Genomic DNA, 23,359 nt, shown 5'->3' with positions numbered 1-23,359 from the left:
TAGTTCAATTCGCAAACGGGGATTGGAGGGTAGGTCAATGAGATACGAACGGCATGATGCTCGGGCTTATGTGATCAAGATAGTCTCGATATTGTTGGCGTCAGCCGTAACGGCCGGGGTTCCCACCTGGATTGTGGCTAGAGCCATGGGTTTTTGACAAAGGTCAATGCCGCGCTGCAAGCCTGCCCGCAACGTAAAACAGGCGGGCCGCAATCGCCACTGCCTGGCTGCCTGTCCTTGCCAACGATCGAGCGGTTTCGACGATATCGTCGCGCTCAGCGGTTTTCATTTTCTCCATCACCCTGGCCCAAATCGGCGATGGGCAAACGTGACGCCAGCACCTAGGACTTTGGACCGAGGTGCTCGGACCTTGGTCCAACTAGCGTGCACCGCCCACGGCGGCTATCTCTAGGTTGTCCTGATCGCTGAGCGGCTGGGAAGCACAAGAAGGGAAGCCCCCGCCCCAAACGGCTTCCCTTCGCCCGCTTCAGACCGACAATATCTTTGGGCCCCCAGACCTGCTTAAAACGGTGCTGGTCAAACAGCCTACACGGTCGTTGCTCAAACCCACGCTCTTTCCGATCGAGTGAAGGCTCTCGCGTTCAGTCCGCCGCAAGGCGGCCCTGCGTCGGCGACATTGCTGCTGACTGCGTTATTGACCAGTACTATCCTGCAGAAGGATGGGACAGCTTTAACATGATCCCACTTGCATGCGGTTTGGGGGAAGGGCGCTCAAGCTGACTTTAATAGGGCTATGGAGCCTGTAAGAATCCGTGCCTCACCTATGGAGACGCCATAGGATGCCATCAGCAACAAACTCAATGCGACGGCGCGCGGAACGGGCAAGTCGCCTGTGGCCCATCGGCGGCTTGTAAGTTCGTCTACATCGAAAAGCTCTTGCACGACGCTTGCCGTCAATCCGATGACAGCCAGCGTCGCCCGGTACTCGGACGGTGTCATTTGATTCGTTCCCGGCGCGATTTGTTTGCGCTTTATTTCATTATAACTACATTACCTTTCATTTAATTACGTGATGTCCAGATTACGACATTCGTCTATCCAATAGCGACACACCGCCAACGGCTCTCCAGCATAGCGAACTTGCTATCCTCATCAACCAAGCGGTGAATGGAGCCAAGCATGAAGGCGATGCGATACCTTCGTAAATATCGAGGAGGATTCGGAACTGCATAACACGCCGCTGGTGTCGCAATCATGTTGGTCGGGGAGGACGCACGGCGATTGGAAGAGAATCGTAGAAGACCAGGTAGTCGTATGTGTCATCTTCCAGTTTCTTGCAGGTCTGATTGAATTCGGCGACGAGGCCAACTTGTCGTGCCCGCCTCATCTTTTCACGAAAGGTATTGGCCGCGCTGTTCGCTTCAGATAGGTCTCGAAGCTTGTGTTGCTTGCCCTCAAATGAGCGAAGTCGATGACACCCCATTTCAGGGCGGCCCAGCCCGTGTCGTGGCCGAATTTTCGAGCGTATCGCCGCAGGTTTCCCTGCTGGAATGACCGGGAATGACCAAGACTAACGTTCAACAGCTGATCTTTACCTTGAGCGCTGCGCGAGAGATGGCGTCGCGGGGTCTATTTTTCACAGCCGGCTATTAGCGCTGCGTAACGACCCGCGGTCCCACGATTGTTCTCCTCGCCCATCAAAGCTTGCGGCGGCCGCCCCTGCAAGTGAGACGAGTAGCGGCTAGCTCGCCAGAGACCTTTACAATATATCGCCGATCCGCAATCCTTGAGCCGGGATAATCAAAAACGCAATCAGCGCGGAAGAAAACTCGCACATCAACGCCAAGTCACAGCCAATAGGAGGTCGAACCATGAGACAGAAGAACGTTCGGATCTATCGAAATCCAGAGCGCGGCGAGTCCGTCAAGGTCACTTGGGGCGAGGGCGGGGAGAACGACTATTCTGACGTCAACGCGGCCGCGACCGCGCTTGGCTGTTCGGCAGAGTGGCTGGAACAAAACCTGAAGACCAGCTTTCTCACGAGCGTTGGCATATCGGAACTCGACCTATATTGGGACGACTCGATGTGGCGTTCCGACACGTCTAGCAGGAGTTTCACCATAAAAGACCGTGTCAGTCTGTTTGGTGAGATTACTGCCGTGGACGACGAAAAGGGAGAGGTTACCATTCGGATCAATGGCGCTCCTGTGACTGTAACCTTGTCGAACGAGAACGTTGTTCTTCTCGCAAGGAACTAGGCTTGATCGAAGAGAGTTTATGCCCGTAGCGCTGGTGGGGCATTGCAGGATCCCGCCAGCTTCATTCAAGCGGCCATTCGTCGCCCTCGAAGCGACCGCTCACGACTTGAGCAAGCCACCAGAATAGGGGGTGTCGCACCGAATTGAATGAAGCGGGTAGAAATCACAATCCCGCCGATTGGCCTTATGTTGACTCTGTCCCCCGCGCAGTTGAAAAGAATCCCCAGCTAGTGAGGGAGAAAATCATGGCTGACGACAATAATACCGCGTCGATAACCGAGGGCGCAGAAGCGACTACTTCGGCGGAGGCGCCTGCGCCGAAGAAAACACGGGGACCACGACGTCCGAAGGCCGCTGCCGACGTAGCGGCAGCGCCGGTCGTAAAATCGCCCCGAGGTCGCCGCAAGAAGGTGGAAGAGCCAGCGAGCGAGCCAAAGCCAGCTGCTTCGGCAACGACCGCCACGGCGAAAGCGAAGGGCGCGGTCAAGCAAGGCCGGAGACTTGGAGCGCAAAAACAACTGACCAAGACAGCTCCCGCTTCTGTCTCGGCGCTGGACGATATGGCAGATCTTATCCAACTCGAGGAAGAGAACAGCCGGTTGCGCAAGACACTTGCTGAAAAGCTACGCGCCGAAAATGCTGACCTTCGCAAACGGCTTGGTCTTAACTGAGAGTTCAAAGAACTCGATCAGTTGCGGTAACCCAGCGTGACATGATGTGGCGACGGACGTTGTCTAAACTGATTTGGTCGGGCCCAGTTCCGGGCCCGACCAATATGCTACTGCAACCTCGCGATGCAGCTTGTTCAAGATTGAAACACGATGAAATCTCCTTGGAAATTCCTGTCAAACCTGACGTTGCGCCAACGGCGAACGGAAGGTGTATCTTCACCCGGTGACGAGGCCGACACAAAGGCGGTTGAAGTCGAGAAAGAGCACTTTCCCGCATCGCCAAAGGTACCGGATGCGCTGGATCTGGCGCCAGGAAACGACGACACGCTCGCAGGTCCGGACGCGGCCAGAAGCGACATTGATCCTCCATCATCGGGGCTGCCAGTCGAATTTGTCGGGGATGAAGCACGGAGCAATGCTCAGGTCCCTTCGCCGGGCGCGAGAGCTCAGGAATCGTTTGGGGAAGGCGGCTCCGGTGGGCAACACGCACGCAAAAGCAACGCGCGACGCATGCGCCATGTCAAAGAAAACCGCCCGGATGGAGTTGTCGGAAAGACCGTGGTATCAGGGGAGGGTCAAAGAGCGAGATCAATTTCGCCGCCCCGAGAAACGCCCATTGACCCGTTGAGGGAACTCGATGACGAAATAGGGCAGTTGAGGATGCGACTGGCTGAAAAGTTGCGCCAGCAGAATGCTCAGCTTAGAGAGATGCTCAAGAGATTCGACGCAAGCTGAATTGCGTCGTTCGCACAGTTTGGGAAACCATGAAAACACAGCAACGGAAATTTGTCGTCGAGTTCAAGTCAGCGCGGCGTCGATCGAAAACACAGTCGGCTTCCATTTGGGCCGGTACGGATCTTGAGGCCGCCGTCCGTGAAACGGCCTCGCAGACACCGAACCTTTTCGGGCCGAGCACTGTTTCGATACCTGCCGTCCAAGAAAGCCAAATCGAGTCGGTTCCGGTTCCAGTGCGATCAATTCATGTGCCGAGCGAAAGTCGCACCGACCAAACGATCCAGGTTCCGGTCGCCGCTTTTGAGGCTCCAACGGTTCAGCAAAAAGACGGCGTAACAGTCAGCTCGGATTCCAAGGCAGAGATAATGGAACCTGAGGTCACTTCGCCAAATCAAAGTGCGCCTCCTCCCAAGAAACGCGCCGCCCGCCAGAAAAATCGCGTCCCACAGGCGAGCAATCTGACCACGCGCATTGCGAAGATCGAAACGCAATTCGACGATCTCGCTGACCTGGAGGAGGAGAACAGGCGGCTGAAACGACTTTTGGCAATACGCCTTCGCCAAGAAAATCTGCAGCTCCAGACGATGCTTCGACGCTTCGTCGAATGATTATTGAATAACGGACCAGGGTCGGTGCGGCTCGTCCCGCAAACCCGAGTCTGGTGAAGAATACCACATGCCGTCCGCTCGCTAAGTGGTGACTCGGACAGGTGTGTGATGTTTTCTTAAATTCCTTGCTTTTTTTCCGGGATAGCAGAGCGAACCGTGGAATCCTTACCTTGCAAATGTACGGGTCCCTGCGTCGAAGGCGAAAAAGAAACCCCGCAAATTGGCGGGGCCGTTTAGGTGGAATTAAGAGGACGCACCAGAACAGGTGCAAGAGATAAACTAGCGCAGAAGTCGCATACGTCAACAAAAAGCCCGCTTCGTTGCCGCGGCAAATGCTGGCATCAGGTCATGTATTTGCCAAGTGGTCGAACAGCTCTCGAGCAATTGGAGTGGGATCGAATCCAGAGGCCACGCAAACGGAAAGATTTCGCCGCGCCCATGCGTCGGTTAAGGGCGTTATCCCGAAGTTATAAGCCCGCTTGCACTGCCGCGCCAGCGTGTCCGGCACGATAGCGACCCCAACGCCGTTACTTGCTGCTGCACATATGGATTCAAACGTGCGGAGGCGGATCCGGTATCGGAGCACTACGCCCAGCCTCCCGGCTTGAGTGTCGAGATGGTCCTGCAATGCGCCGCTTTCCAGGCCTATGAAGTATTGCTCGGCGAGCCGGGCGAATGGGATTTCCTTTTCAGTCGCGAGCCAATGTGTCTTTGCTGAGACCACGACGAGTTTGCTCACCGCGAAAGGTTTAAGGATTAAACCTTCGTGGGCAGCTGCATCCGACAATACGCCGACATCGGCGAAACCTGCAGAGACGCTTCGGGCGATTTCATGGCTTTGGCGCTCCCGGAAATCAATATCGACTTGCGGATGCGAAGCAAGCCACGACGATAGACGGATTGGAAGAGCCTCGACGATGGCCGCAGTATTTGCGATTAGACGAATAGTCGCGCGTATGCCTTGTGCGAAGCGTCCCATTTCCCCACGCATTAGCGTCACTTGATTTAGAATCTCACGAGCGTGGTGCGAAAGCGCCTCGCCCGCTTCGGTCAATGTCACGCCCCGACGACCTCGTTCGAGCAGGCGTACGCCTCCGGTTGTCTCCATTTCCCGCAGGCGCTCACTCGCCGCCGCAAGCGAGAGGTTCACCTCCGCCGCTCCGTGGGTGATGCTGCCAGCGTCAGCAACAGCAAGAAAGAGGCGAAGATCGGTAAAGTCGAAGCGCATCCTCGAAGGTTACACTCCTCGTTGCCTTCGGTCCAGGCGAAGGCTGGAAACGGAACTGCCGCATTGTGGACGATGTCAGAAGTCGTAATGAGAAGACATGAATGATGTCTCGATCTCATTGCTGCTCGCTGTCGCAGCTACATTTTTTGTCGCCGGTATCGTAAAGGGTATCACAGGGATGGGCCTTCCGACGGTCGCCATGGGCATTCTCGGCGGATTGTTGTCGCCCGTTACAGCGGCATCGCTGCTCATCATGCCCTCGTTCACAACGAATGTCTGGCAGCTCATCGCTGGCCCGAACGTTGTCGCAGTCGTTTGTCGGCTTTGGCCGATGCTGGCTGGAGTTTTTGTCGGCACACTCGCCAGTACGTCTGTGCTGACAGGTGGCGAAACCCGCCTGAGCACCGTCTTCCTCGGCCTCGCGCTTACGGCATATGCGATCTACACGCTGTCAGCCAAACCTTGCCATATTGACCAAACACACGAGTGTTGGCTCTCGCCCATGATTGGGTTGGCGACAGGCCTCATCGCAGGCGCAACCGGCGTGTTCGTCATTCCGGCCGTACCGTATGTCCAGGCACTTGGCTTTGAACGGGATGATCTCGTTCAGGCGCTCGGACTATCCTTCACGATTTCCACCATCGCGCTCGCCGCTGGGCTTGCTCTGCAAGGTACATTTCAGCTCGATGGAGTAGCGCTGTCGAGCCTCGCTGTTCTTCCAGCTCTGATCGGTATGTGGGCCGGCCAGTACATGAGGAAGGCGGTTAGCCCAGTGACGTTCAAGCGCTGCTTCTTGATCGCCCTTGCGCTTCTCGGGATAGAAATGCTGCTGCGAAGCGTTTAGTCAGCCTCTCCTGGCATGACCGCTGGCCAGATCGGGACCGCGCATAAGGGGATCTCGCTTCAATACGTATGGCCCTGAGAACATCGACGCTCTTGGCAGGTGCGATTGGGTTAGCCGGCGGCGAAGCCATCATAATCTCTCCCACCAGCTTCGATCGTGCTCGATGCAGCTATTTGCAACGCTCAGCGTTCGAAGGGCTCGCCGAGCGAGGCGACCCCGTTCAGCTTCAACAGGCGACGATCTGCCGAAATGATGCCGAGCACGATGATGGTAACGAGGTAGGGCAGGCTTGCAAGAAGTTGCGAAGGCACGTTCAACCCTGTCGCCTGTGCGGCAAGGCCCATCAGGGAGACGGCGCCAAACAGGCACGCTCCGAGAAAGATGCGGCCAGTCAGCCATGTGCCGAAGACAACAAGCGCAATGGCAATCCAACCTCGACCAGCGATCATCCCGTCTGCCCAAAGCGGCGTGTAGACCACCGAAGCATAGGCGCCCGCAAAGCCTGCCATCGCGCCGCCGAAGGCTACAGCAATCACGCGAACAGCAATCACGTGATAGCCTATGGCGTGAGCAGCCTTGGGGTTTTCACCCACTGCCCGCACGACGAGCCCAACCTTCGAAAAGGTAAAAAAGGCCCAGATGCCGATCGTTGCGGCGAGCGACAGCCAGACGACAACGTCTTGAACAAAGATCCCACCGATGACCGGGATGTCGGACAGAAACGGAAGGGAAAGTTTGGGCAGGCCCTTGACCGTGAGACTCTCGTAGGACTTGCCAAACAGTGCAGACAGACCCTGGCCAAGGATGCCGATCGCAAGGCCCGTTGCCACCTGGTTGGCCCTGAAGCCAAGGGCAATCAGCGCAAAGACCAGGGAAAGGGCGGCGCTGCCAAGCCCCGCGACGACAAACCCCGCAAAGTGCCCGCCGCCGTGATAGACGATGATGAAGGCCAAGGCTGCGCCAAAGGCCATCAGACCCTCTACGCCAAGGTTCAAAACCCCTGCGCGCTCAACGACCAGCTCGCCAAGCGCCGCAAGAAGAAAAGGGGTTGCGGCTGCGAGCATGCCCGCAAGAATGAACTCGATGGCATTCATGATTGGCTCCGGTGGACGATCCGACGCCACTCAAGACGGTACCGGACGAAGGCGATTGCAACCAGGTAAGCGAGAAGGAGACTTCCCTGGAAAACCCGGACCGCAGCGATGGGCAGGTTTGCTGATACCATGGCATTGTCGCCGCCAATGTAGAGAGCCGCCATGAACAATGATGAGGCGATGATGCCGATTGGATGCAGACCGCCCAGATAGGCGACGATGATGGCCGCGTAGCCGTAGCCGGTGGAGATTGACCGCTGCAACTGTCCCAGAGGCCCTGCGACCTCAGCGGCTCCGGCAAGACCTGCGGCACATCCACCGATCAGGAGCGAGAGCCAGATTGCCCAGCCTTCCTTGAAGCCGGCATAGGCTGCAGCACGCGGCGCCAGGCCTCCAACCTGTAGCTTGTAGCCGGCAAAGCTCCGCTGCATGAATATCCAGGCAGCCAAGGACAGGACGATTGTAATGATCAACGAGACGTTGACGCGCGTACCCGAAATCAAGAGCGGCACCATCGCGTCGTACTGGAACATGACCGATTGCGGGAAGTTGAAACCGTTGGGATCCTTCCAGGGGCCGAGCAGCAGGTAATTCAAAAGCTGCGATGCAACCAGGCTCAGCATCAGTGAAACAAGGATTTCGTTTGCATTCAGCCTGACACGCCAGAACGCTGTGAGTGACGCCCAAAGGGCGCCACCGACTGTCCCAAGGACAAGCATCAGGGGCCAAATCCACTGACCGGTTGCCTGAGGAAACCACACGGGAATTGCAGAGGCAAAAATGGCGCCGAGAATGAACTGGCCTTCGGCACCGATGTTGAACACCTTGGCTCGGAAGCCGATCGCGAGACCCTGCGCAATGAGCAATAGCGGCCCTGCTTTCAAAAGCACTTCCGAAAACGATGCCCACGACAGAAAGGGCTCAAGCAGCATTGCATAGACGACGGCGACCGGGTTGCGGCCCATCGCCACGTAGAGTGCGACATTCAGGATGGTTGCTACCACCAGCGCCAGGAATGGCGCAGCCAGCGTCGCAGAAAACGAAGCGCGTTCCCGGCGGATAAGCGTAGGCAGAAAGGCGGCAGACACGGCATTCATGCGATGACTTTCTTTGAAGCGTCTTGCGCGCCAATCATGTAGCGGCCGATTTCCTCGGGTTGCGTTTCCTTGGTGACAAGCGGCGGGCTCAATGTGCCGTGGTACAATACCTGGATGAAATCGCAGAGCTCGAAAAGTTCCTCGAGTTCTTCTGAAATGACGAGAATGGCCATGCCTTCGTTGCGTAACGCGACAAGACGGGCGCGTATAGCGGACGCCGCGCCAACATCCACACCCCATGTGGGCTGCGCGACAAAGAGCAGCTTCGGCGCCAACATGATCTCACGGCCAACGATGAACTTCTGAAGATTGCCGCCCGAAAGTGCGCCAGCTTCGGCGTCGGGGCCAGGCGTGCGCACATCATACTGGCGGATGCAATCCTCGGCAAAGGCAGACGCCCTTGTCCTGTCTATCAGGCCGTGACGAAGAAGGTTCAAAGGGTGGGCGGTCAACAGCCCGTTGAGTACGAGTGACATTTCAGGAATTGCTCCCCGTCCCAGCCGGTCCTCCGGAACGAATGCAAATCCAAGCTGGCGTCGGTGAGCTGCGTCGAGCCTTCCCACATCACGTCCCATCATGTAGATCCGGTCGCGCTGGTCTCTCGGGAGGACGATCTCGCCTGAGATCAGCGAGGCAAGCTCGCTCTGCCCGTTGCCGGAAATGCCCGCTATCCCGAGGATCTCGCCAGAACGGACCGTCAGCGCAATATCAGAAAGCGGCACCGCAAAGGGATCTTCCGGCCGATGATGAAGGCCGATGATCTCAAGGCGTTTCTCGCCGCCTGAGAGCGGCACGGCGGCCATGGGTTCGGGCATGTCGCGGCCAATCATCATGCGGGCGAGGTCATGGGCATCGTGTTCTCGCGGGTCGATATGTCCCGTGACGCGGCCGCCGCGCAAAATGGTTGCCCGGTCACAGATAGCCCGGATTTCCTCCAGCTTATGCGAGATAAAGAGGATCGATACACCGCCGTCCCGCAGCCGGCGCAACGTCTCGAACAGCTTTTCAACCAGCTGTGGCGGCAAAACAGATGTCGGTTCGTCGAGGATCAGCAACCTCGGATTGGTCATCAGGCAGCGGATGATCTCTACTCGCTGACGTTCACCGACCGAAAGCGCATGCACGTGGGCGAGCGGATCGACTTCAAGGCCGAATTCATGCCCAAGAGCACGGACACGTTTAACGAGATCGGCTTTTTTGCCAGGGACAACGAGCTGAATATTTTCAACGACGGTCAGGGTCTCAAACAACGAAAAATGCTGGAATACCATGCCGATACCCTTGGCCCTTGCCTCCGCCGGGGAGGCAAGGGCCAAGGGTTCGCCTTCCCAGGCGACCGACCCGCTGTCTGGTTGCTCGACGCCGTAGATCATTTTCATCAGCGTCGATTTGCCCGCCCCGTTTTCGCCGAGAATTGCATGGATCGACTGCGGGGCTACGTCCAGATCAACGGCCTGGTTGGCATGGACCTGGCCGTAGGTCTTCGAGATGCCGCGAAGCGACAGGAGCGGGGCGGTCATGGCTTACTTTGGCAGCGGCGTGGTCACGCCCTTGACGTGCCAGTCCATGGCCACGATTTCTCCATCGGCCAGGGTCTTTCCAGCGGCCGCGCCCTCGCTGCCGTCGGCCTTGCTGATCGGGCCGGTAAACGGTGAGAGACTTCCGTCGGCAATCTTTGCCTCTGCAGCCTTGATCTTCGTCATCGTTTCTGCGGGGATCGAAGGGTGCCAGTCAACAACCTCGACGACTTTGTCTGCAACACCCAGGAAGGTGTTTGCACCCTTGAAGGTGCCGGCGAGATGAGCGTCGACGGAGGCCTTGAAGAACGGGGACCAATCGGTGGACACACAACCAAGATATGTCTTCGGCGCGTATTTCTTCATCGACGAATTGAGGTTGAATGCGTAGACGCCAGCCTCCTCGCAGGCGGAGATGACGGAGGGCGTATCCTGCGCGTTGGAGAAGATCACGTCGCATTTTTGCGCAATCAGCGCCTTGGCCGCTTCCTGTTCCTTGGCCGGATCAAACCATGAGTTTACCCAGACGACCGAAACTTCGATGTTGGGGTTCACGGCCTGAGCACCGAGCGTGAACGCGTTGATCGAGGTAATCAGTTCCGGAATGGCGAAGGCGGATACGGAACCGAGCTTTCCGGTCTTTGACAGCGCAGCCGCCGCCATGCCAAGCAGATACGTCCCCTGGAAGTACTTGGCAGCAAACGGCGAGAAGTTCGGGGCCACCTGGAAACCCGATGCATGCAACACGGTGACATCAGGGTTGCGGCGAGCAATCTGCAGGGCACCGTTTTGATAGCCAAAGGAGCCTGCGATCAGGAACTTGTTTCCGTCGGCGACTGTCTTGTTCATGATGCGGTCAGCATCCGGACCCTCCGCAATGTTTTCGACGACCGTCACCTTCACCTTGTCGCCATATGCTGCCTTGATCGGCTCCAGACCCGCAGCCAGCGCGTGACCCCAGCCAACGTCACCAATGGGCGAGGGAACGACGAGCGTGATCCCGAGCGGGCCGTCGGCCGCAAATGCGGCGCGGCCACCAAATGCGCCGGCCAGGCCGGCAGCTGCAACGCCCTGCATCAGGGTTCTTCGAGAAATGTTTGTCATGCTGGTTCCCCTTCTTTGTGATTTTAGAGATCGACAGTCGCAAGTGCAGCTTCAGCCTCAGCGAACATCCGGCTTTCATCGAGGCCGATGAACTCGCCCTTCTGCCATACAATGCGGCCATTGATCATTGTCAGGTCCGTCGGCATGCCGATACCGACCTTGGCCATCAGGCTCAGCGGATCATGGCGTGTGCCGACATAGTCCATCCGCCGCGTGTCGATAGCAAACAGGTCGGCGGCCATGCCGGGCGCCAGCCTGCCTATGTCCTGGCGACCAAGCAGAGCCGCACCTCCCGCCGTCGCATAGCCCAGAAAATCAACCGGAGGCGGGACAGGGTGGTTTCGCGTCGATGCGGTCAGGCACTGCAGCATGTAGGCGGAGTGGATGCAATGCATCAGGTTTGAGTTGTCATTCGAGGCAGCGCCGTCGCAGCCCAGTCCGACGCGAAGGCCAAAGGCTGCCATGGCGGGAATATCGGTTACCTCGGCGCCAACCAGATAGACGGGCTCCGGGCAATGTGAAACGCCGGTCCCGTCCGCAGCCATCTTGCGCAGTTCGTCTTGGGTCAGTTCCCAGCAATGGGCGTAAAAGGCATCAGGCCCCGCAAAACCCAGCTCTGCACAGTAATCTACGGTGCGCATGCCATGTCGGGCCTCGATCACGCGGCTTTCACCCTCCCCAACATGGGTATGCATCTGAACACCACGATCACGTGCCAGAGCCACCGATTCCACGAAGGTTTCACGGTAGCAGTTTACCGGCTGGCATGGGGCGACCACCACCTGGCGCATGCTGAAAGGTCGGGCATCGTGATAGGTGTCGATCAGCCGCTCGCAATCACCAATGAACGCGTCCGTCGTTTCGAGCATCGCGTCGGGAATGGTCGAGCCTTCGGATTTCGGAAGTGTGTTGCCACCGCGGCCGGCATGAAAGCGCATGCCCAGAAGATCGGCCGCCTCGAACTGGCGGTCGATCAATCTTTTGCCTGCATGCCTCGGGAAGCAGTACTGGTGATCGAAAGCCGTCGTGCACCCGTGCTTGATCATCTCGGCCATGGCGGTGACTGAGGAGTGATAAAAGCAATCCTCGTTCAATCGCGAAAAGATCGGATAAATGCGATCAAGCCACTCGATGACCGACAGCTTCGTCCAGTCGAGATCCGCACGGTTGCGCACAAAGCATTGAAAGAAGTGGTGGTGTGTATTGACGAGCCCAGGATAGACGAACCAGCCGCTCGCATCTTGAACGATCGTACCGGTCGGCAGTTCGTCCTGTCCAAGATTGTCGCCGATTGCCTGAATGGCGGAACCGTTTGTCAGGACGTCAACGTTGCGACGGGTCGTCTGGCCCTTGCCCTCATCGACGATAACCGCTGCGCAGTTCTTCAGAAGATAGCCGGTCATGTTACTCCTCGCCCGTTCCAATCTGGGGCTCGGGCTTCAACTCATGCAGTCGGTGTATGCCTGGCATCTCAATGAAGTTATCGAGCGCGCGAATGGCGCGCGACCAGCGCCGGATCGCAGGGTAGGGGTCAAGCGAGACACCGCCATCTGGCGCGAGCGCCACGTAGGGAAAGCACGCGATGTCTGCGACCGTCGGGCGATCGGAAGCGAGGAACGGCATGCCTCGAAGATCTTGCTCGACCAGCCCGGCTTCAAGTTCGCGCAGCGCAGCAACGCCCTGCGCTTGCAACAGGGCGATATCGCCCGGGCGAAGCAACATCTCGTGGAGGCGCGCGCCACCAAGATTTGCGGTCAGCCGGTGAGAAAAGGAAAGCCACTGTTGCAGCCTGGCCGATTGCTCGGCCGTTCCGTCCCCAAGCCACTCCGGAGCCGCCTTTCTTGCGAGGTACACGAGCATTGCTGACGATTCCGTCAGGAGCAGATCCCCGTCCTCCAGGATAGGGATGGAGCCAGCCGGGTTGAGTGCCAGAAGTTCCGCTTTGCGGTGCTCGCCGCCCGGATGAAAGTCGACCGGCCGGATATCCAGTGACTGCCCGGTCAAAGCCGCCATCAGGCGCACTTTGTAGCAACTGGGCGAGAGGATGTAATCGTAAAGCCTCATTGCGCCACCAACTGTGCGCCATAGGTGTAATTGTGGCGCTTTAGCCAGCGTCGGTAGGCTACCGATGTCAGATCGGCGCGCGTCGGGATCTCCATGCCGGGGTCGAGTGGCAAAAGACGCGGGATCTGATTCTCAAGGATCGAGCGGTCCTGCAGAAAGATCGTCTGCTGGAAATGGATGAGGTCGGTCATCGATGTTTCATCGTCAAACAGCGCCATCCACGGCCAGACATCGCAAAGATCCTCGGCCAGCGGCTGGACGAAAAGCGTAATGACGTCCCATTCACTAGGGCGCGGTGGGCAGGTTTTATAAAGCACTGAACAGGTCGGGGCCGGCACGCGGTACATGTACTCTGTCGTAATCCCGCCGCTTGCCGACTTTGCTGCTTGCGGCTGGTAGAATTTCACCTGCGTTGCCCAGACTTCATCCTCGACGTCGCGAATTTCAACCTTGTAGTTCTGCACTTCCGTGTGCGGCTCTGCTCCGAGGATGTCAGTATGGACGAAAGGAAAATGAGCGATGTCGAGAAAGTTCTCGACCGCGCGAAGCGGCGAACAGCGAACGCGAACCACACCAACATCGACAAACCGGCGACCAGGTTGGTCAGCCTCGGGAATGGAAAAGATCTCCTTTTGAGGATCTCCGATGGACGACCACACGTGGCCATAGCGAACACGTGACGACAAAACACGTCCGCCCGACGTCGTCACGATCGCATTGCCGTCAGCCCCGACAGAAACCTCGATCGGTTCGCCCATCAGGGCCGTCTTGTATGCGGTCGTTTTGACCTGGCTGAAGAGGCCGACTGGATACCACTCGTCGAGCATAGCTTCCTTAGCCATCACGAGATCTCCTTGCCTGAAGGTCTTCAGCACATCTGCGCAGGCTTTCGACGCCCCGCGACGCTGAGATGCGGTCACCGAGCGTGTTCTCGCCGTCAAGGAGTACATGGACGAGGGTGTGGCCCTGTTCCTGTTCGGAAAGCAGCAGCCACATCGTTTCGGATTGCTGCGTTGCTTTTATAAGGCCGGTCTCGTCTGATTTCGCGCCGGAAGCCGCCTCAATGGTGGTAACATCGGCATGCATTGTTAGCGAGCGCAATGCAACGAGACCCTCCAATTTCGGGGGCGGATGCACGGGTTCTCCGACGGCTACCCAGATCACGCCATCGGCTTCCTCGACCAGATGCGTCGCAACGCGGATCGTGTCGGGCGGGGTAAGACCAGGGTGAGCCGGGATGCGCAGGCAGTTTCCCGTCTGCGTGTAACTCCAGCCGTGATAGATGCAAGACAGCGACTCACCGCGCACAAAGCCATAAGACAGGCGCATGCCACGATGGGGACAGCGGTCTGCCGATGCCGCGACCCGTCCTGAATCACTTCTCCAGAGGGCAATTGAGCCGGCTCTTGTGCGTGCGGGGATTACCGTCCCTGACGGCAAATCCGCTGAAAGCGCGACTGGCGTCCAAAAGCCCGTCGTATCGGCTGACATGGTGGAACTTTCTCAGCATTATCAACGTTTTGTCCGCTTCAAGGCAACCGCTTTGATTGCGGCGGTTCGTAGCGGACGGGAGCACGTTTGCATAATTTTTCCGCATTGGCAACGCTGATCAAATAACGTGCAGTGGAAAATTGAAGGGCGTCTCAACGCCTACTCTGCGTCGCTTTCGATCGGCGTGCGGAGTATGGTTTCCACCCATACATCAATAGGTCCGAGCGAGCATCCCACCTCCATCATGTCGATCAATTCTATCGGTCCGGCGACCTCGAGTTCGATCCGGTCGACGCTTCGATGAGATATGGCCTGGGACAGGCCGAGCTTTGCTGCGTGACGACGGATCCACGGAACAAACGATGCGGCTTGGAGGTCGCCAAGGATCGTCATTCGTTCGTGCAGGTGTCCGTGATGTTGAGCTGTCATGAAAGTCTCGTGCTGGCGCCTCCTTGGCACGATAGCGCCTAAATGGACTTTCGAAACCCCTTCTTTTTCCAGTTCACAGAATCCGGTTCAACATAAAGGGCTTTCGGAGAGCTCGCGCTTCGTCCTGAAAACTCACCGCTTCCGGCGTAGCGTCCGGGAGCGATCCAGACTGGTCGGTTCACCCGCAGCACTTCGACGAGTTGGTGGCCGGCGCGCAGCAAGATGATTTTTCCTGCTCCTCCGCCAGCCAGCGATCCCGCGGCTTGCAGCTTGCGGGTCGGGCGGCAAGCGCTACTTCGAACGTGCCGGCGATGAGCCGCGGCGCTGCCGCGCAATAAAGGGCCATCGGCCGCTCTCCATCACTAACCTCAAATGTGAGCTTGGCCGATGGCTCGAGCTGTACGTGATCGGAGACCTTGCGGATGATCGCAGAGAACTTGCTTGCCGGCATATGGGTCCGACCGTCCTCATCGATATCCCAGAGTTGGACGAAGATCTCAGACCAGGCTTCCGGATTGGCGCCGCAGTCCAGCGCCGAAAACTGACCTGCCTTGACCTCGGTGACATGGTAGCCCGACCGGACGGCAATGCCCTCATAGCTGAACACCAGTGGTGCGTCTGGCGCGACCGCGAGAACATCGAGGAGATGGCCGAGAGAGATGTCGGAAGAATGTGTCTTGTCGATTGCGTTCATGTGGGCTATTCCTATATCCAATAGTTCAAGGATTATTGAATAATGGAAGAACGTCAAGCCCTATCTTCATTTGCCGCGCTGTCCCAAGAGACTCGTCTCGCCATTGTCCGGGCGCTGGTTATTGCCGGCCCCGAGGGAATGGCCGCTGGCGCGATCGCGGAACGCATGGGCGTGTCGGCGACCAACGTCTCGTTCCATTTGAAGGAGCTGGAGCGGTCGGGATTGATCTCCCAGCGAAGGGAATCCCGCTCGATCATCTACAGCGCCAATTACGACGCGCTCGCCGATCTCGTCAAATTCCTGATGGAGGACTGCTGCGCCGGCCATCCGGCGATCAGGGAAAATGTCGAGCGTAGCGACGACTGCTGCGGTTCCGCCGGCAAGGGTGAGATCGTTGCATAAAATCCCTGCGGGCATCGTCTCGGCGCTCGGCCTGACGCAGATCATCGGCTACGGCACGCTCTATTACAGCTTCAGCATTCTGGCTCCCGGCATGGCGGATGACCTCGGCCTGACGCTGGCCGAAGTGTTCGGGGTCTTCTCCGTGTCCCTATTCATCGGCGGCCTGTCGGCTACCTATATCGGCAAGCAAATGGACCGGATCGGCGCAGCGGCGATTATGACGATCGGCTCCATGTTCGCGGCGCTGACGCTTGCGCTTTGCGCCTGGTCGCCATCGGTCGCCATCTTCACCGTCGCCATCATCCTGCTCGAAGTGTCGTCCGGCATGGTCCAGTATCAGGCGGCTTTCGCTGCGCTAGTCGAAAGCGATCCCCGCACCGCCTCGCGCAGCATCACCTATCTGACGCTGATCGGCGGCTTCGCCTCGACGATCTTCTGGCCGATCTCGGCCGCTTTGACCGGATATCTCTCCTGGCGCGAAATCTATCTCGTCTTCGCGGCTCTGAACCTCTTCCTCTGCATGCCGCTGCACCTCTGGATCCGGAGTCTCGGACAAAAGTCGGGCGACGCAACGATCCGGACACGCGAGACGGTGATCGGGGCAATCCCGCCTTATGAGCGACGCCGCGCGATGGTCATCGTCTCTATCGCCTTCGCGCTTCTTGGCTTCACCCTGGCCGCGATCCTGGCTCATATGGTCCCGATGCTCGACTCGATCGGGCTTGGCACGGTCGCCGTCGTCATCGGCTCACTGTTCGGTCCTGCTCAGGTCCTCAGCCGTCTGATCAACATGGTCTTCGGGAAAAACCTGTCGCCGCCAACACTCGCTGTTCTCTCAGCCGTCCTGATCGTCTTCGGCGTCCTGATCCTGCTGGTAACTGGAAACTGGCTACCGGGAGCAGTTGCATTCGCCATCTGCCTTGGTTTGGGCTCCGGTATCAACAGCATCGCGCAGGGTAGCCTGCCGCTCTATCTATTTGGATCGGACGGATATGGCGCAATCACCGGCAAGATGGCTACCGCCCGTCTGGCAGTCGGGGCCGGAGCGCCGTTCGTGTTTGCGGCAGCCATGGAAAATGTCGGACTAAGTTTCGCACTGGCCGCAAACGCCTGCCTCGGCGCGATCAGCATCGCGGCTTTCGTCGCGGTGGCGGCGTCTGCAAGATCAAGGGCTATTGGCGTCCTTGCGGAGAACCGGTGAAGTTTGTTCGACAGACGACACCGCGCAGAGAAAACTCGTTCCGACCTTCGCCGACCGCGGGATCATCGGGGCGTTGGGTGGCCTGATCGGGCTTGGCGGCTCTGAATTCCGTCTTCCTCTACTCATCGGTATCTTCAACTTCGCGGCACTCGGGGCCGTCATCCTCAACAAGGCCATGAGCCTGGTGGTTGGCGCGTCAGCCCTGCCGTTCCGCACGGCGACCGTGCCTTTCAACGAGATTGGATCGAATTGGCGGATCGCGGTCAATCTGCGGCCGGAAGCCTCGCTGCGCGTGGTTCGGCGCTGGATGGGCGACCCGTCTGAAGTCCGAGACATTGTATAAGACAATCTCGGCGCGTCTCGTGGTCATCGCCAGCCATACGACGGATTCTGACATGGCGAGACATACCGCACCGATCTTCATCACCCGGAAATTCGCAGTCGGCCTCAGGGTTCCAAGGAAACACAGAGGCATGCTCCCGGCTTCCAGTCGGGAAACGCTGCCGTCCACTCCGATCGACCGCTATTTTTCCCCCAAGCGGAACCGGCTCCGCGGTAACTGCGTTCTTCGAGCAGGCATTTGAAGCCAAACGGCCATTGCGTTTCAACGGGGAGGCGATCCCACACGGAGCAGCGACCGGTTCTCGTTTCAGGGGCCACGCCAATCGGCGCTTGGCAGACGATGATCAACTCTGGCCCGTACACGTGCATTCTGTTCTGCGCGGCCGCGAGGTTCCCGTAACTTGAGGCGGAGTCAATGCAGAGAGGCTCTATGGCGATAGAGAACGTCGAGGTTCCAAAGGGGGAGAATTCCGATCCTCTGTGGACTCTCACGAGAAGTCAGTCGCCCATTATTGGAACGGCGATCCATGACGGCAGCCATGTTCGGAGAAGTCTGCGTTCTCGATACGCCTTGAACGAGGTCGAGCGTCTTCGCGAAGAAGACCCGTTCACGGCGAGCTTGATCGGGGGCTTGCCAAACCAGATTGTATTTCACCGTTCCCGATTTGAAATCGATCTCAACCGAAGCCGTGACCAGGCTGTTTATCTTCGCCCCGAGCAGGCATGGGGGCTGACAGTTTGGAAAGAGGATCTTCCGCAATCGGAATATCGTAGGTCATTGCTTATCCATGACGACTACTATGAGATGCTTCGCTTCTTTCTTGACGGCATCGTGCGATACCATAAGCACTTCGTTCTCCTGGATGTGCATAGTTATAACTATCGTCGAGCGGATCCGGACACGCCAACGCCCCAGGATCAGGCGCCCGACGTCAATATCGGTACGTTCTCCATGGATCGAGAACGATGGGTCCATGTAGTCGAGCCATTGATGGATCACTTCCGATCCTTCGGCGTTGGCGGCAGGCGGCTTGACGTGCGGGAGAACGTTGCCTTTCACGGGAAGGGAGAACAGACGCGGTTCGTCCATGAACAATATCCGGGAATCGGCTGCGCGATCGCCATTGAGTTCAAGAAGATTTTCATGGACGAGTGGACGGGAAAGCCAGACAACTCGACACTTCGTGAATTGCGGGAGGCGCTTACCTCGGCCGTTCCGCTTCTCGAGCGTGCTTTGAGGCCAATGTCATGACGAAACACGCGTCAGCGACCCAGGACGATTGGCTATGTGATATCAAGCAGTCGCTTCGCGACGACAAACCGATCCGAAGGGAATTCCCCGAAGGTGGTCGCTTGCATATCGATCGACCACTCCCCTTTCTGTTCGTCCATATCAACACAGGAAAGGCGGAGGACGTGGCGCAAGCGGTAGTCCAGGCCAATGCTTCCTATCTCCTTGCATCGGACCCTCAGGAGGTCGTGTCGATTGTCGAGGCGATCGCCGCGGTCGCGGTCGAGCAGTTCGGGACCCTCCTTGTCGTTCGAAGCAGTGAGCTTGAGCGTGACCGGTTTCTTACCGATGACGCTCCCTATCTCCCGCCGTTTGAGGTTTCCGTTTGGTCATCCGAGAATGCCGCCCTTGCAAAGACGACTTTCTCGAAGACCATTATGGCGAGCGAGGCCAGGTTCCGCACACCGAGAGTCCTTGAGCGGAATATCCCCACGTCGACCATTGACGCACAGATTGCGGCCATGCCCGGCTGCGCCATACTTGGTGTCGAGTTCGCGCCGATCTACCGGACGCCCGAATCCGGGGAGATTTACCCTGAAGTTCGCGACCAATTGGTCTCGACACTGTTCGACGCTGGGCTCCGCGCGTGTGGCGCCTTTCTGGAAACCAAGAAAATTGTCAAGCTTGCGTCGTATCGGTCCCTTGGCAGACGTGCCTTCGTCGACGCTGTCAGCCGCGTCGACAGAAGCATCGACGAGATTGCATCGCTCTTCGACGTTCTCCTTGCCGTCACCCCCATCAACGCAAGGCAAGCATTTGACGAATTCAGATTGGCTGGGTTTGAAAGCGAGCCGGTCTTTCTATACCGCCCGCTGACGACCCAGGTGGAAAATGCGAAGCATCGGCTCTTTGCTATCTCCTTTGACCAAATGGAAGATCCGGTCCTATACGACCTCTGCCGGGAAAAACAGCGTGAAGTCGACTTGCAACTTTCGCTGATTGCTGCGCGCCAGACCAAGAGCTTCGTAGAGTTTGGCAGGGCGCTTTATGGTCCGGTCGAGCATTCTCTTTTGCTCGAAGCCGAGGATATTCTTGGAATGCTCGCGGACGAGTATCCTGTGGATCATCTTAAGTCGCGTTCCAATATTCCCACCGCCGATGCCGACTACGTGGAACGACGTGCGCAAGCCATGATTGATCGTTACCGAACGGTCTGGCCGGACTTCAAGGCAAGCATTGTGCTTCGCGATGACCTTCCTTCTGGCCTGATGGTGACCAATCATCGTCTCCTCATTTCGAGGTCGACAATCATGGACCGACGACGTGTCGAGTCGCTTCTTGCGCATGAAATCGGCGTTCATCTCCTCACCTATTTTAATGGTTCCTCTCAAGGGCTGCGACTCTTTCGCTCCGGGCTGTCCGGATACGAAGGCATGCAGGAGGGGCTGGCGGTTTTCGCTGAGTATCTCTCGGGTGGCCTGACTGCCGAGCGGCTTAAGCTGATAGCTGCGAGGGTCGTCGCATGCGCTTACATGCTTTCGGGGCTAAGCTTCGCCGAAACTTTCGGTCGGCTCGTTTCCAGCTACAAATTCTCCGATCACGGGGCGTTCAACCTTGCACTGCGTGTTTACCGCGGCGGCGGATTGGCCAAGGATGCGATCTACTTGAGAGGCCTCCTTCAAATATTGGACCATCTGAAACGCGGTGGCGCACTCGAGCCGTTCTGGATGGGCAAAATCGCTTCCTCCCATTTCGCCGTTATGGAAGAGCTTGCATTACGCGGACTGCTCAAGCCGCCATGCGTCCATCCGCTGTTTCTGGAGACTGCTGAAGGCCGCGAACGACTTGACAGCGCAAGACAGGGATTGCGCCCCATCGACCTGGTTCAACCAAAGGAAGCCTAAATGCGAATAGCATTCTTCGTGAACGCGATCGAAAGCGAGGCGCCTTATTATACTACGACATCCCTCGCAATGGTCGCATGCGCCCGTGGCCATGATGTTTGTTATGTCACGCCTGGGGATTTTGTGCTGCGATCCGACGACAGCTTGGCAGTGCGCGTACGAGCTCCGAGTGTGGGCAAACCGAAGAATGAAGACGCGTTCATTGCCGATCTCAACGAGAAGGCGCGCGTCGAAACGATTGACGTGAAAGATGTGGACGTGCTGTTTTTGCGCAACGACCCTTCCCTTGATGCCGAAGAGCGACCCTGGGCCGCTCATGTCGGCGCGATGTTCGGGCGACTTGCCGTCGAGCGAGGCGTGCTGACGGTGAATGATCCCGACACCTTGATGAAGGCTCAGAACAAGCTCTATTTCCAAGACTTTCCCGAGGCTATTCGTCCCACGACACTGATTTCGAAAAGCCTGGACGAAATTAGAGCCTTCATCGACAGCCAGAAACGCGGTGTGATCCTGAAACCACTACAGGGATCGGGAGGCCGGCATGTATTCAGAATTAAATCGAGCAAGGAATCCAATCTCAACCAGATTTTTGAAGCAGTCAGTGGCGAAGGGTATCTGATCGCTCAAGGTTACCTCCCGGATGCGGTTGATGGTGACATCCGGTTGTTCCTGATGAACGGTCAACCCCTTGAAAAGGACGGTGCCTATGCGGCATTTCGCAGAGTTCCTGCGAAAGGAGAGATCCGCTCCAATATCAGTGCCGCCGGAACAGCTGCAGCAGTAAAGATTACCCCCAAGATTCTTGAGGTTGCCGAGACTGTCAGGCCTAAGCTTGTCGCAGACGGAATGTTTCTCGTGGGCTTGGATATCATCGGTGACAAGATCCTCGAGATCAATGTCTTCACGCCGGGCGGACTGCGAAATCTCGAACAGCTCTATTCCGTGGACTTCTCCGCAACGGTCATCGAGGCTCTCGAAAGGAAAGTCAGCATTCGCCGGAACTATGGTTCCCAACTGTCGAATGCAGTGCTGGCGACACTCTGAGAAGCCGTCGCAAAAGGATCTTCCGGCGCTCCTGTCACCATTCTACATAGACCGGGTTGCTGATCGCCCGGCGGATCGGTTGGTTTGCCATATCAACGCCCTGGAGCTGCCAAGGGAGCGAACGTCCTTCGAGCGCTGAGGAGAATTCGGAAATCAAGCCCTCGCGACTTGCAGCAGCGATGATTTCAGTGCGCAGAAAAGCCTTCGGCCTGCCGGTGAAGCCACCGGTCCAATCATCGGAACGTATCGTCTCGGTCGAAAGTATGCCGGTCGCGTCGATCCATACGAGCGTATCGCCTTCCGCGCGTTTCGTTTCCGCCGTTGCGGTAACTTCGGCGTGCGTCGTCGACCCCATCGGCTGGCCATTGACGGTCAGAGCAAGGTGCGGACCGGTTGGGCTTTCTGTTACGTAACCGCGCCCGGCCTTCATGGCGGCGAGGATCGCGTCTTCTGAAAGTTCATCGAGCCATAGCACCGTCGTCGGGCGGGCCAGAGCCAGCGGTCCTTCCGGCATCAGCCGTGCAGGCTGATGAAAGTCGCTGCCGCCAATTGCTGAAATCTTGAGGCCAGAGGCGAGCCGGTCCTGATAACGGCCGAGTGATACCCAGTTCCAGGCCATCCAGTGAGATTGCCAGACTTCCATACAGTCGATCCTCGGCAGGTCATAGTCCCACTGGATCGTCGGTTTGTCGTGGTTGATCGAAAGAAGGCCACCATGGTCATGAACAAGACGCGACAGCGTATGGGCATGCTCTGGTTTCGTCATGCGGAAATCTATCCATTCATCGACACCGTAGACATTGGCATGTCCGACGGCGGTGGTGATTTCCATCGCACGCACAAAAATCAGTTCCGGCGAAGAATGCGGATGGAAATAACGTCGCTGGGTGATCGTGTTGTGGTCGGCGATCGCAAGGAAATCGAGGCCTGCCTGCTTGGCTGCAGCGTGCAGGAGTTCGGGCGAGCCGGCCGCATCTGAATGAAAGGTGTGGCAATGCAGGTCGCCGCGATACCAGCCCGCGCCCTGTCGCACCGGGAAAGTTCGCGCCGGTGGTGGCAAGAGTTCGCGCGATGCGCTGTCGAAGAGGACTGTCAGCCGCACATCGGCACCGCCGGGCGGTACCTTGTAGAGGCCGAGCATCACCTTCCATACGCCGGCCGGGATTTCACCATGAATGTAGCCCGGCGTCGCATCATCGGTCGCAACGAAGAAACGATCCCGCGCCCCGCCGCTCCAGCCGCGAAAACCCGCCGTGGTCGGATAATCGCCGGCATGGGGATCGAGCATTCCGAGATCGATGATGCAATCGTCAGCCTTCGGGTAGCTCATTGTCACGTCGATGCGTGTCGTGTCGGCGGGAATATCGACGGGCACGTAGAAATATGGATCGGCGGCCTGATCAGCAGGGGTCACGTGAACGGTGATTTCGACCATGACGG

The 23,359-nt window shown here is 57.8% G+C and carries 21 protein-coding genes and 1 pseudogene; 9 read left to right on the top strand and 13 right to left on the bottom strand.

The window, feature by feature from the left end; genetic code table 11:
- Positions 1–163: 163 nt before the first annotated feature.
- On the bottom strand, positions 164–289 hold the full coding sequence (locus tag IB248_RS32185) for a hypothetical protein (RefSeq protein ID WP_281412465.1): 126 nt from the start codon (positions 287–289) through the stop codon (positions 164–166).
- Positions 290–1,832: 1,543 nt separating this feature from the next.
- Between IB248_RS32185 and IB248_RS14090 the strand changes: the two genes are divergently transcribed.
- Together IB248_RS14090 and IB248_RS14085 are read left to right on the top strand one after the other, a co-directional pair.
- Positions 1,833–2,219, top strand: coding sequence for a hypothetical protein (locus IB248_RS14090; RefSeq protein WP_062368878.1), 387 nt, complete (start codon positions 1,833–1,835; stop codon positions 2,217–2,219).
- A gap of 245 nt (positions 2,220–2,464) precedes the next feature.
- Positions 2,465–2,890, top strand: a complete 426-nt coding sequence (locus IB248_RS14085) for a SyrB-like regulator (RefSeq protein ID WP_169683103.1) — start codon at positions 2,465–2,467, stop codon at positions 2,888–2,890.
- Positions 2,891–4,579: 1,689 nt separating this feature from the next.
- Here IB248_RS14085 and IB248_RS14080 read toward each other — a convergent pair.
- A complete protein-coding gene (locus IB248_RS14080; RefSeq protein WP_169683101.1) occupies positions 4,580–5,461 on the bottom strand; it encodes a LysR family transcriptional regulator in 882 nt (293 codons plus the stop codon).
- Between the two features lie 97 nt (positions 5,462–5,558).
- On the opposite strand from IB248_RS14080, the gene IB248_RS14075 reads away from it, so the two are divergent.
- Positions 5,559–6,305: a sulfite exporter TauE/SafE family protein gene (locus IB248_RS14075; protein WP_192241109.1), complete on the top strand. Its 747-nt coding sequence runs from the start codon at positions 5,559–5,561 to the stop codon at positions 6,303–6,305.
- 182 nt (positions 6,306–6,487) lie between these two features.
- Here the strand turns inward: IB248_RS14075 and IB248_RS14070 are convergent, their stop codons facing one another.
- The 10 genes from IB248_RS14070 to IB248_RS14025 all read right to left on the bottom strand — a co-directional run bounded on the left by IB248_RS14070 (position 6,488) and on the right by IB248_RS14025 (position 15,795).
- On the bottom strand, positions 6,488–7,399 hold the full coding sequence (locus IB248_RS14070) for an ABC transporter permease (protein ID WP_169683097.1): 912 nt from the start codon (positions 7,397–7,399) through the stop codon (positions 6,488–6,490).
- Positions 7,396–8,496 carry an ABC transporter permease gene (locus tag IB248_RS14065; protein ID WP_018857910.1) on the bottom strand — a complete coding sequence of 367 codons (1,101 nt, stop codon included), beginning with the start codon at positions 8,494–8,496 and terminating at the stop codon, positions 7,396–7,398. The genes IB248_RS14070 and IB248_RS14065 overlap by 4 nt, the downstream gene beginning before the upstream one ends.
- Positions 8,493–10,016, bottom strand: coding sequence for an ABC transporter ATP-binding protein (locus IB248_RS14060; protein ID WP_169683095.1), 1,524 nt, complete (start codon positions 10,014–10,016; stop codon positions 8,493–8,495). The genes IB248_RS14065 and IB248_RS14060 overlap by 4 nt, the downstream gene beginning before the upstream one ends.
- 3 nt (positions 10,017–10,019) lie before the next feature.
- Positions 10,020–11,117 (bottom strand): BMP family ABC transporter substrate-binding protein, encoded by a 1,098-nt coding sequence (locus IB248_RS14055; RefSeq protein ID WP_026371865.1) that lies wholly within the window; start codon positions 11,115–11,117, stop codon positions 10,020–10,022.
- Positions 11,118–11,140: 23 nt separating this feature from the next.
- Positions 11,141–12,520, bottom strand: a complete 1,380-nt coding sequence (locus tag IB248_RS14050; protein ID WP_169683093.1) for an amidohydrolase — start codon at positions 12,518–12,520, stop codon at positions 11,141–11,143.
- A 1-nt stretch (position 12,521) separates the two neighbouring features.
- A complete protein-coding gene (locus tag IB248_RS14045) occupies positions 12,522–13,181 on the bottom strand; it encodes a glutathione S-transferase family protein (RefSeq protein WP_169683091.1) in 660 nt (219 codons plus the stop codon).
- Entirely contained in the window at positions 13,178–14,023 is an 846-nt protein-coding gene (locus IB248_RS14040) for an aromatic ring-hydroxylating dioxygenase subunit alpha (RefSeq protein WP_018116632.1), read from the bottom strand. Before IB248_RS14040 ends, IB248_RS14045 begins: the two co-directional genes overlap by 4 nt.
- Complete coding sequence (locus tag IB248_RS14035) at positions 14,016–14,672, bottom strand: Rieske (2Fe-2S) protein (protein WP_169683089.1); 657 nt, start codon at positions 14,670–14,672, stop codon at positions 14,016–14,018. The genes IB248_RS14040 and IB248_RS14035 overlap by 8 nt, the downstream gene beginning before the upstream one ends.
- A gap of 159 nt (positions 14,673–14,831) precedes the next feature.
- The gene (locus tag IB248_RS14030) at positions 14,832–15,101 is read right to left on the bottom strand and encodes an acylphosphatase (protein WP_169683087.1); all 270 of its coding nucleotides are present in this window, start codon (positions 15,099–15,101) and stop codon (positions 14,832–14,834) included.
- A 178-nt stretch (positions 15,102–15,279) separates the two neighbouring features.
- Entirely contained in the window at positions 15,280–15,795 is a 516-nt protein-coding gene (locus IB248_RS14025; RefSeq protein ID WP_169683085.1) for a DUF6428 family protein, read from the bottom strand.
- A 42-nt stretch (positions 15,796–15,837) separates the two neighbouring features.
- On the opposite strand from IB248_RS14025, the gene IB248_RS14020 reads away from it, so the two are divergent.
- From IB248_RS14020 to IB248_RS13995, 6 genes and pseudogenes are all read left to right on the top strand, one after another.
- Positions 15,838–16,197, top strand: a complete 360-nt coding sequence (locus IB248_RS14020; protein WP_025661954.1) for a metalloregulator ArsR/SmtB family transcription factor — start codon at positions 15,838–15,840, stop codon at positions 16,195–16,197.
- Positions 16,139–17,398, top strand: a complete 1,260-nt coding sequence (gene arsK, locus IB248_RS14015; RefSeq protein WP_169683083.1) for an arsenite efflux MFS transporter ArsK — start codon at positions 16,139–16,141, stop codon at positions 17,396–17,398. Before IB248_RS14020 ends, arsK begins: the two co-directional genes overlap by 59 nt.
- Positions 17,399–17,459: 61 nt before the next feature.
- Positions 17,460–17,772, top strand: a pseudogene (locus tag IB248_RS31740) (sulfite exporter TauE/SafE family protein); the annotation flags it as partial.
- Positions 17,773–18,155: 383 nt separating this feature from the next.
- Entirely contained in the window at positions 18,156–18,992 is an 837-nt protein-coding gene (locus IB248_RS14005) for an N-formylglutamate amidohydrolase (protein WP_192241108.1), read from the top strand.
- Positions 18,989–20,875 (top strand): flavohemoglobin expression-modulating QEGLA motif protein, encoded by a 1,887-nt coding sequence (locus IB248_RS14000; protein ID WP_169683081.1) that lies wholly within the window; start codon positions 18,989–18,991, stop codon positions 20,873–20,875. Before IB248_RS14005 ends, IB248_RS14000 begins: the two co-directional genes overlap by 4 nt.
- Positions 20,876–21,919, top strand: a complete 1,044-nt coding sequence (locus tag IB248_RS13995; protein WP_192241107.1) for a glutathione synthetase — start codon at positions 20,876–20,878, stop codon at positions 21,917–21,919.
- Between the two features lie 34 nt (positions 21,920–21,953).
- On the opposite strand, the gene IB248_RS13990 is transcribed toward IB248_RS13995, so the two are convergent.
- Positions 21,954–23,354, bottom strand: a complete 1,401-nt coding sequence (locus IB248_RS13990) for a CehA/McbA family metallohydrolase (RefSeq protein ID WP_192241106.1) — start codon at positions 23,352–23,354, stop codon at positions 21,954–21,956.
- Positions 23,355–23,359: the final 5 nt, after the last annotated feature.

Source organism: Rhizobium sp. RHZ01 (assembly GCF_014851595.1).
GTDB lineage: Bacteria > Pseudomonadota > Alphaproteobacteria > Rhizobiales > Rhizobiaceae > Rhizobium > Rhizobium altiplani.
This window is presented reverse-complemented; position numbering and strand designations above follow the sequence as displayed.

Bases quoted from the DNA above. Each gene is read 5' to 3' on its own strand.
- IB248_RS14035 (WP_169683089.1), bottom strand. From the start codon at position 14,672: ATGTCAGCCGATACGACGGGCTTTTGGACGCCAGTCGCGCTTTCAGCG.
- IB248_RS14040 (WP_018116632.1), bottom strand. From the start codon at position 14,023: ATGGCTAAGGAAGCTATGCTCGACGAGTGGTATCCAGTCGGCCTCTTC.
- IB248_RS14070 (WP_169683097.1), bottom strand. From the start codon at position 7,399: ATGAATGCCATCGAGTTCATTCTTGCGGGCATGCTCGCAGCCGCAACC.
- IB248_RS14030 (WP_169683087.1), bottom strand. From the start codon at position 15,101: ATGACAGCTCAACATCACGGACACCTGCACGAACGAATGACGATCCTT.
- IB248_RS14055 (WP_026371865.1), bottom strand. From the start codon at position 11,117: ATGACAAACATTTCTCGAAGAACCCTGATGCAGGGCGTTGCAGCTGCC.
- IB248_RS32185 (WP_281412465.1), bottom strand. From the start codon at position 289: ATGAAAACCGCTGAGCGCGACGATATCGTCGAAACCGCTCGATCGTTG.
- arsK (WP_169683083.1), top strand. From the start codon at position 16,139: ATGTCGAGCGTAGCGACGACTGCTGCGGTTCCGCCGGCAAGGGTGAGA.
- IB248_RS14060 (WP_169683095.1), bottom strand. From the start codon at position 10,016: ATGACCGCCCCGCTCCTGTCGCTTCGCGGCATCTCGAAGACCTACGGC.
- IB248_RS14045 (WP_169683091.1), bottom strand. From the start codon at position 13,181: ATGAGGCTTTACGATTACATCCTCTCGCCCAGTTGCTACAAAGTGCGC.
- IB248_RS14065 (WP_018857910.1), bottom strand. From the start codon at position 8,496: ATGAATGCCGTGTCTGCCGCCTTTCTGCCTACGCTTATCCGCCGGGAA.
- IB248_RS14020 (WP_025661954.1), top strand. From the start codon at position 15,838: ATGGAAGAACGTCAAGCCCTATCTTCATTTGCCGCGCTGTCCCAAGAG.
- IB248_RS13990 (WP_192241106.1), bottom strand. From the start codon at position 23,354: ATGGTCGAAATCACCGTTCACGTGACCCCTGCTGATCAGGCCGCCGAT.
- IB248_RS14080 (WP_169683101.1), bottom strand. From the start codon at position 5,461: ATGCGCTTCGACTTTACCGATCTTCGCCTCTTTCTTGCTGTTGCTGAC.
- IB248_RS14075 (WP_192241109.1), top strand. From the start codon at position 5,559: ATGAATGATGTCTCGATCTCATTGCTGCTCGCTGTCGCAGCTACATTT.
- IB248_RS14000 (WP_169683081.1), top strand. From the start codon at position 18,989: ATGACGAAACACGCGTCAGCGACCCAGGACGATTGGCTATGTGATATC.
- IB248_RS14090 (WP_062368878.1), top strand. From the start codon at position 1,833: ATGAGACAGAAGAACGTTCGGATCTATCGAAATCCAGAGCGCGGCGAG.
- IB248_RS14005 (WP_192241108.1), top strand. From the start codon at position 18,156: ATGCAGAGAGGCTCTATGGCGATAGAGAACGTCGAGGTTCCAAAGGGG.
- IB248_RS14085 (WP_169683103.1), top strand. From the start codon at position 2,465: ATGGCTGACGACAATAATACCGCGTCGATAACCGAGGGCGCAGAAGCG.
- IB248_RS14050 (WP_169683093.1), bottom strand. From the start codon at position 12,520: ATGACCGGCTATCTTCTGAAGAACTGCGCAGCGGTTATCGTCGATGAG.
- IB248_RS14025 (WP_169683085.1), bottom strand. From the start codon at position 15,795: ATGAACGCAATCGACAAGACACATTCTTCCGACATCTCTCTCGGCCAT.
- IB248_RS13995 (WP_192241107.1), top strand. From the start codon at position 20,876: ATGCGAATAGCATTCTTCGTGAACGCGATCGAAAGCGAGGCGCCTTAT.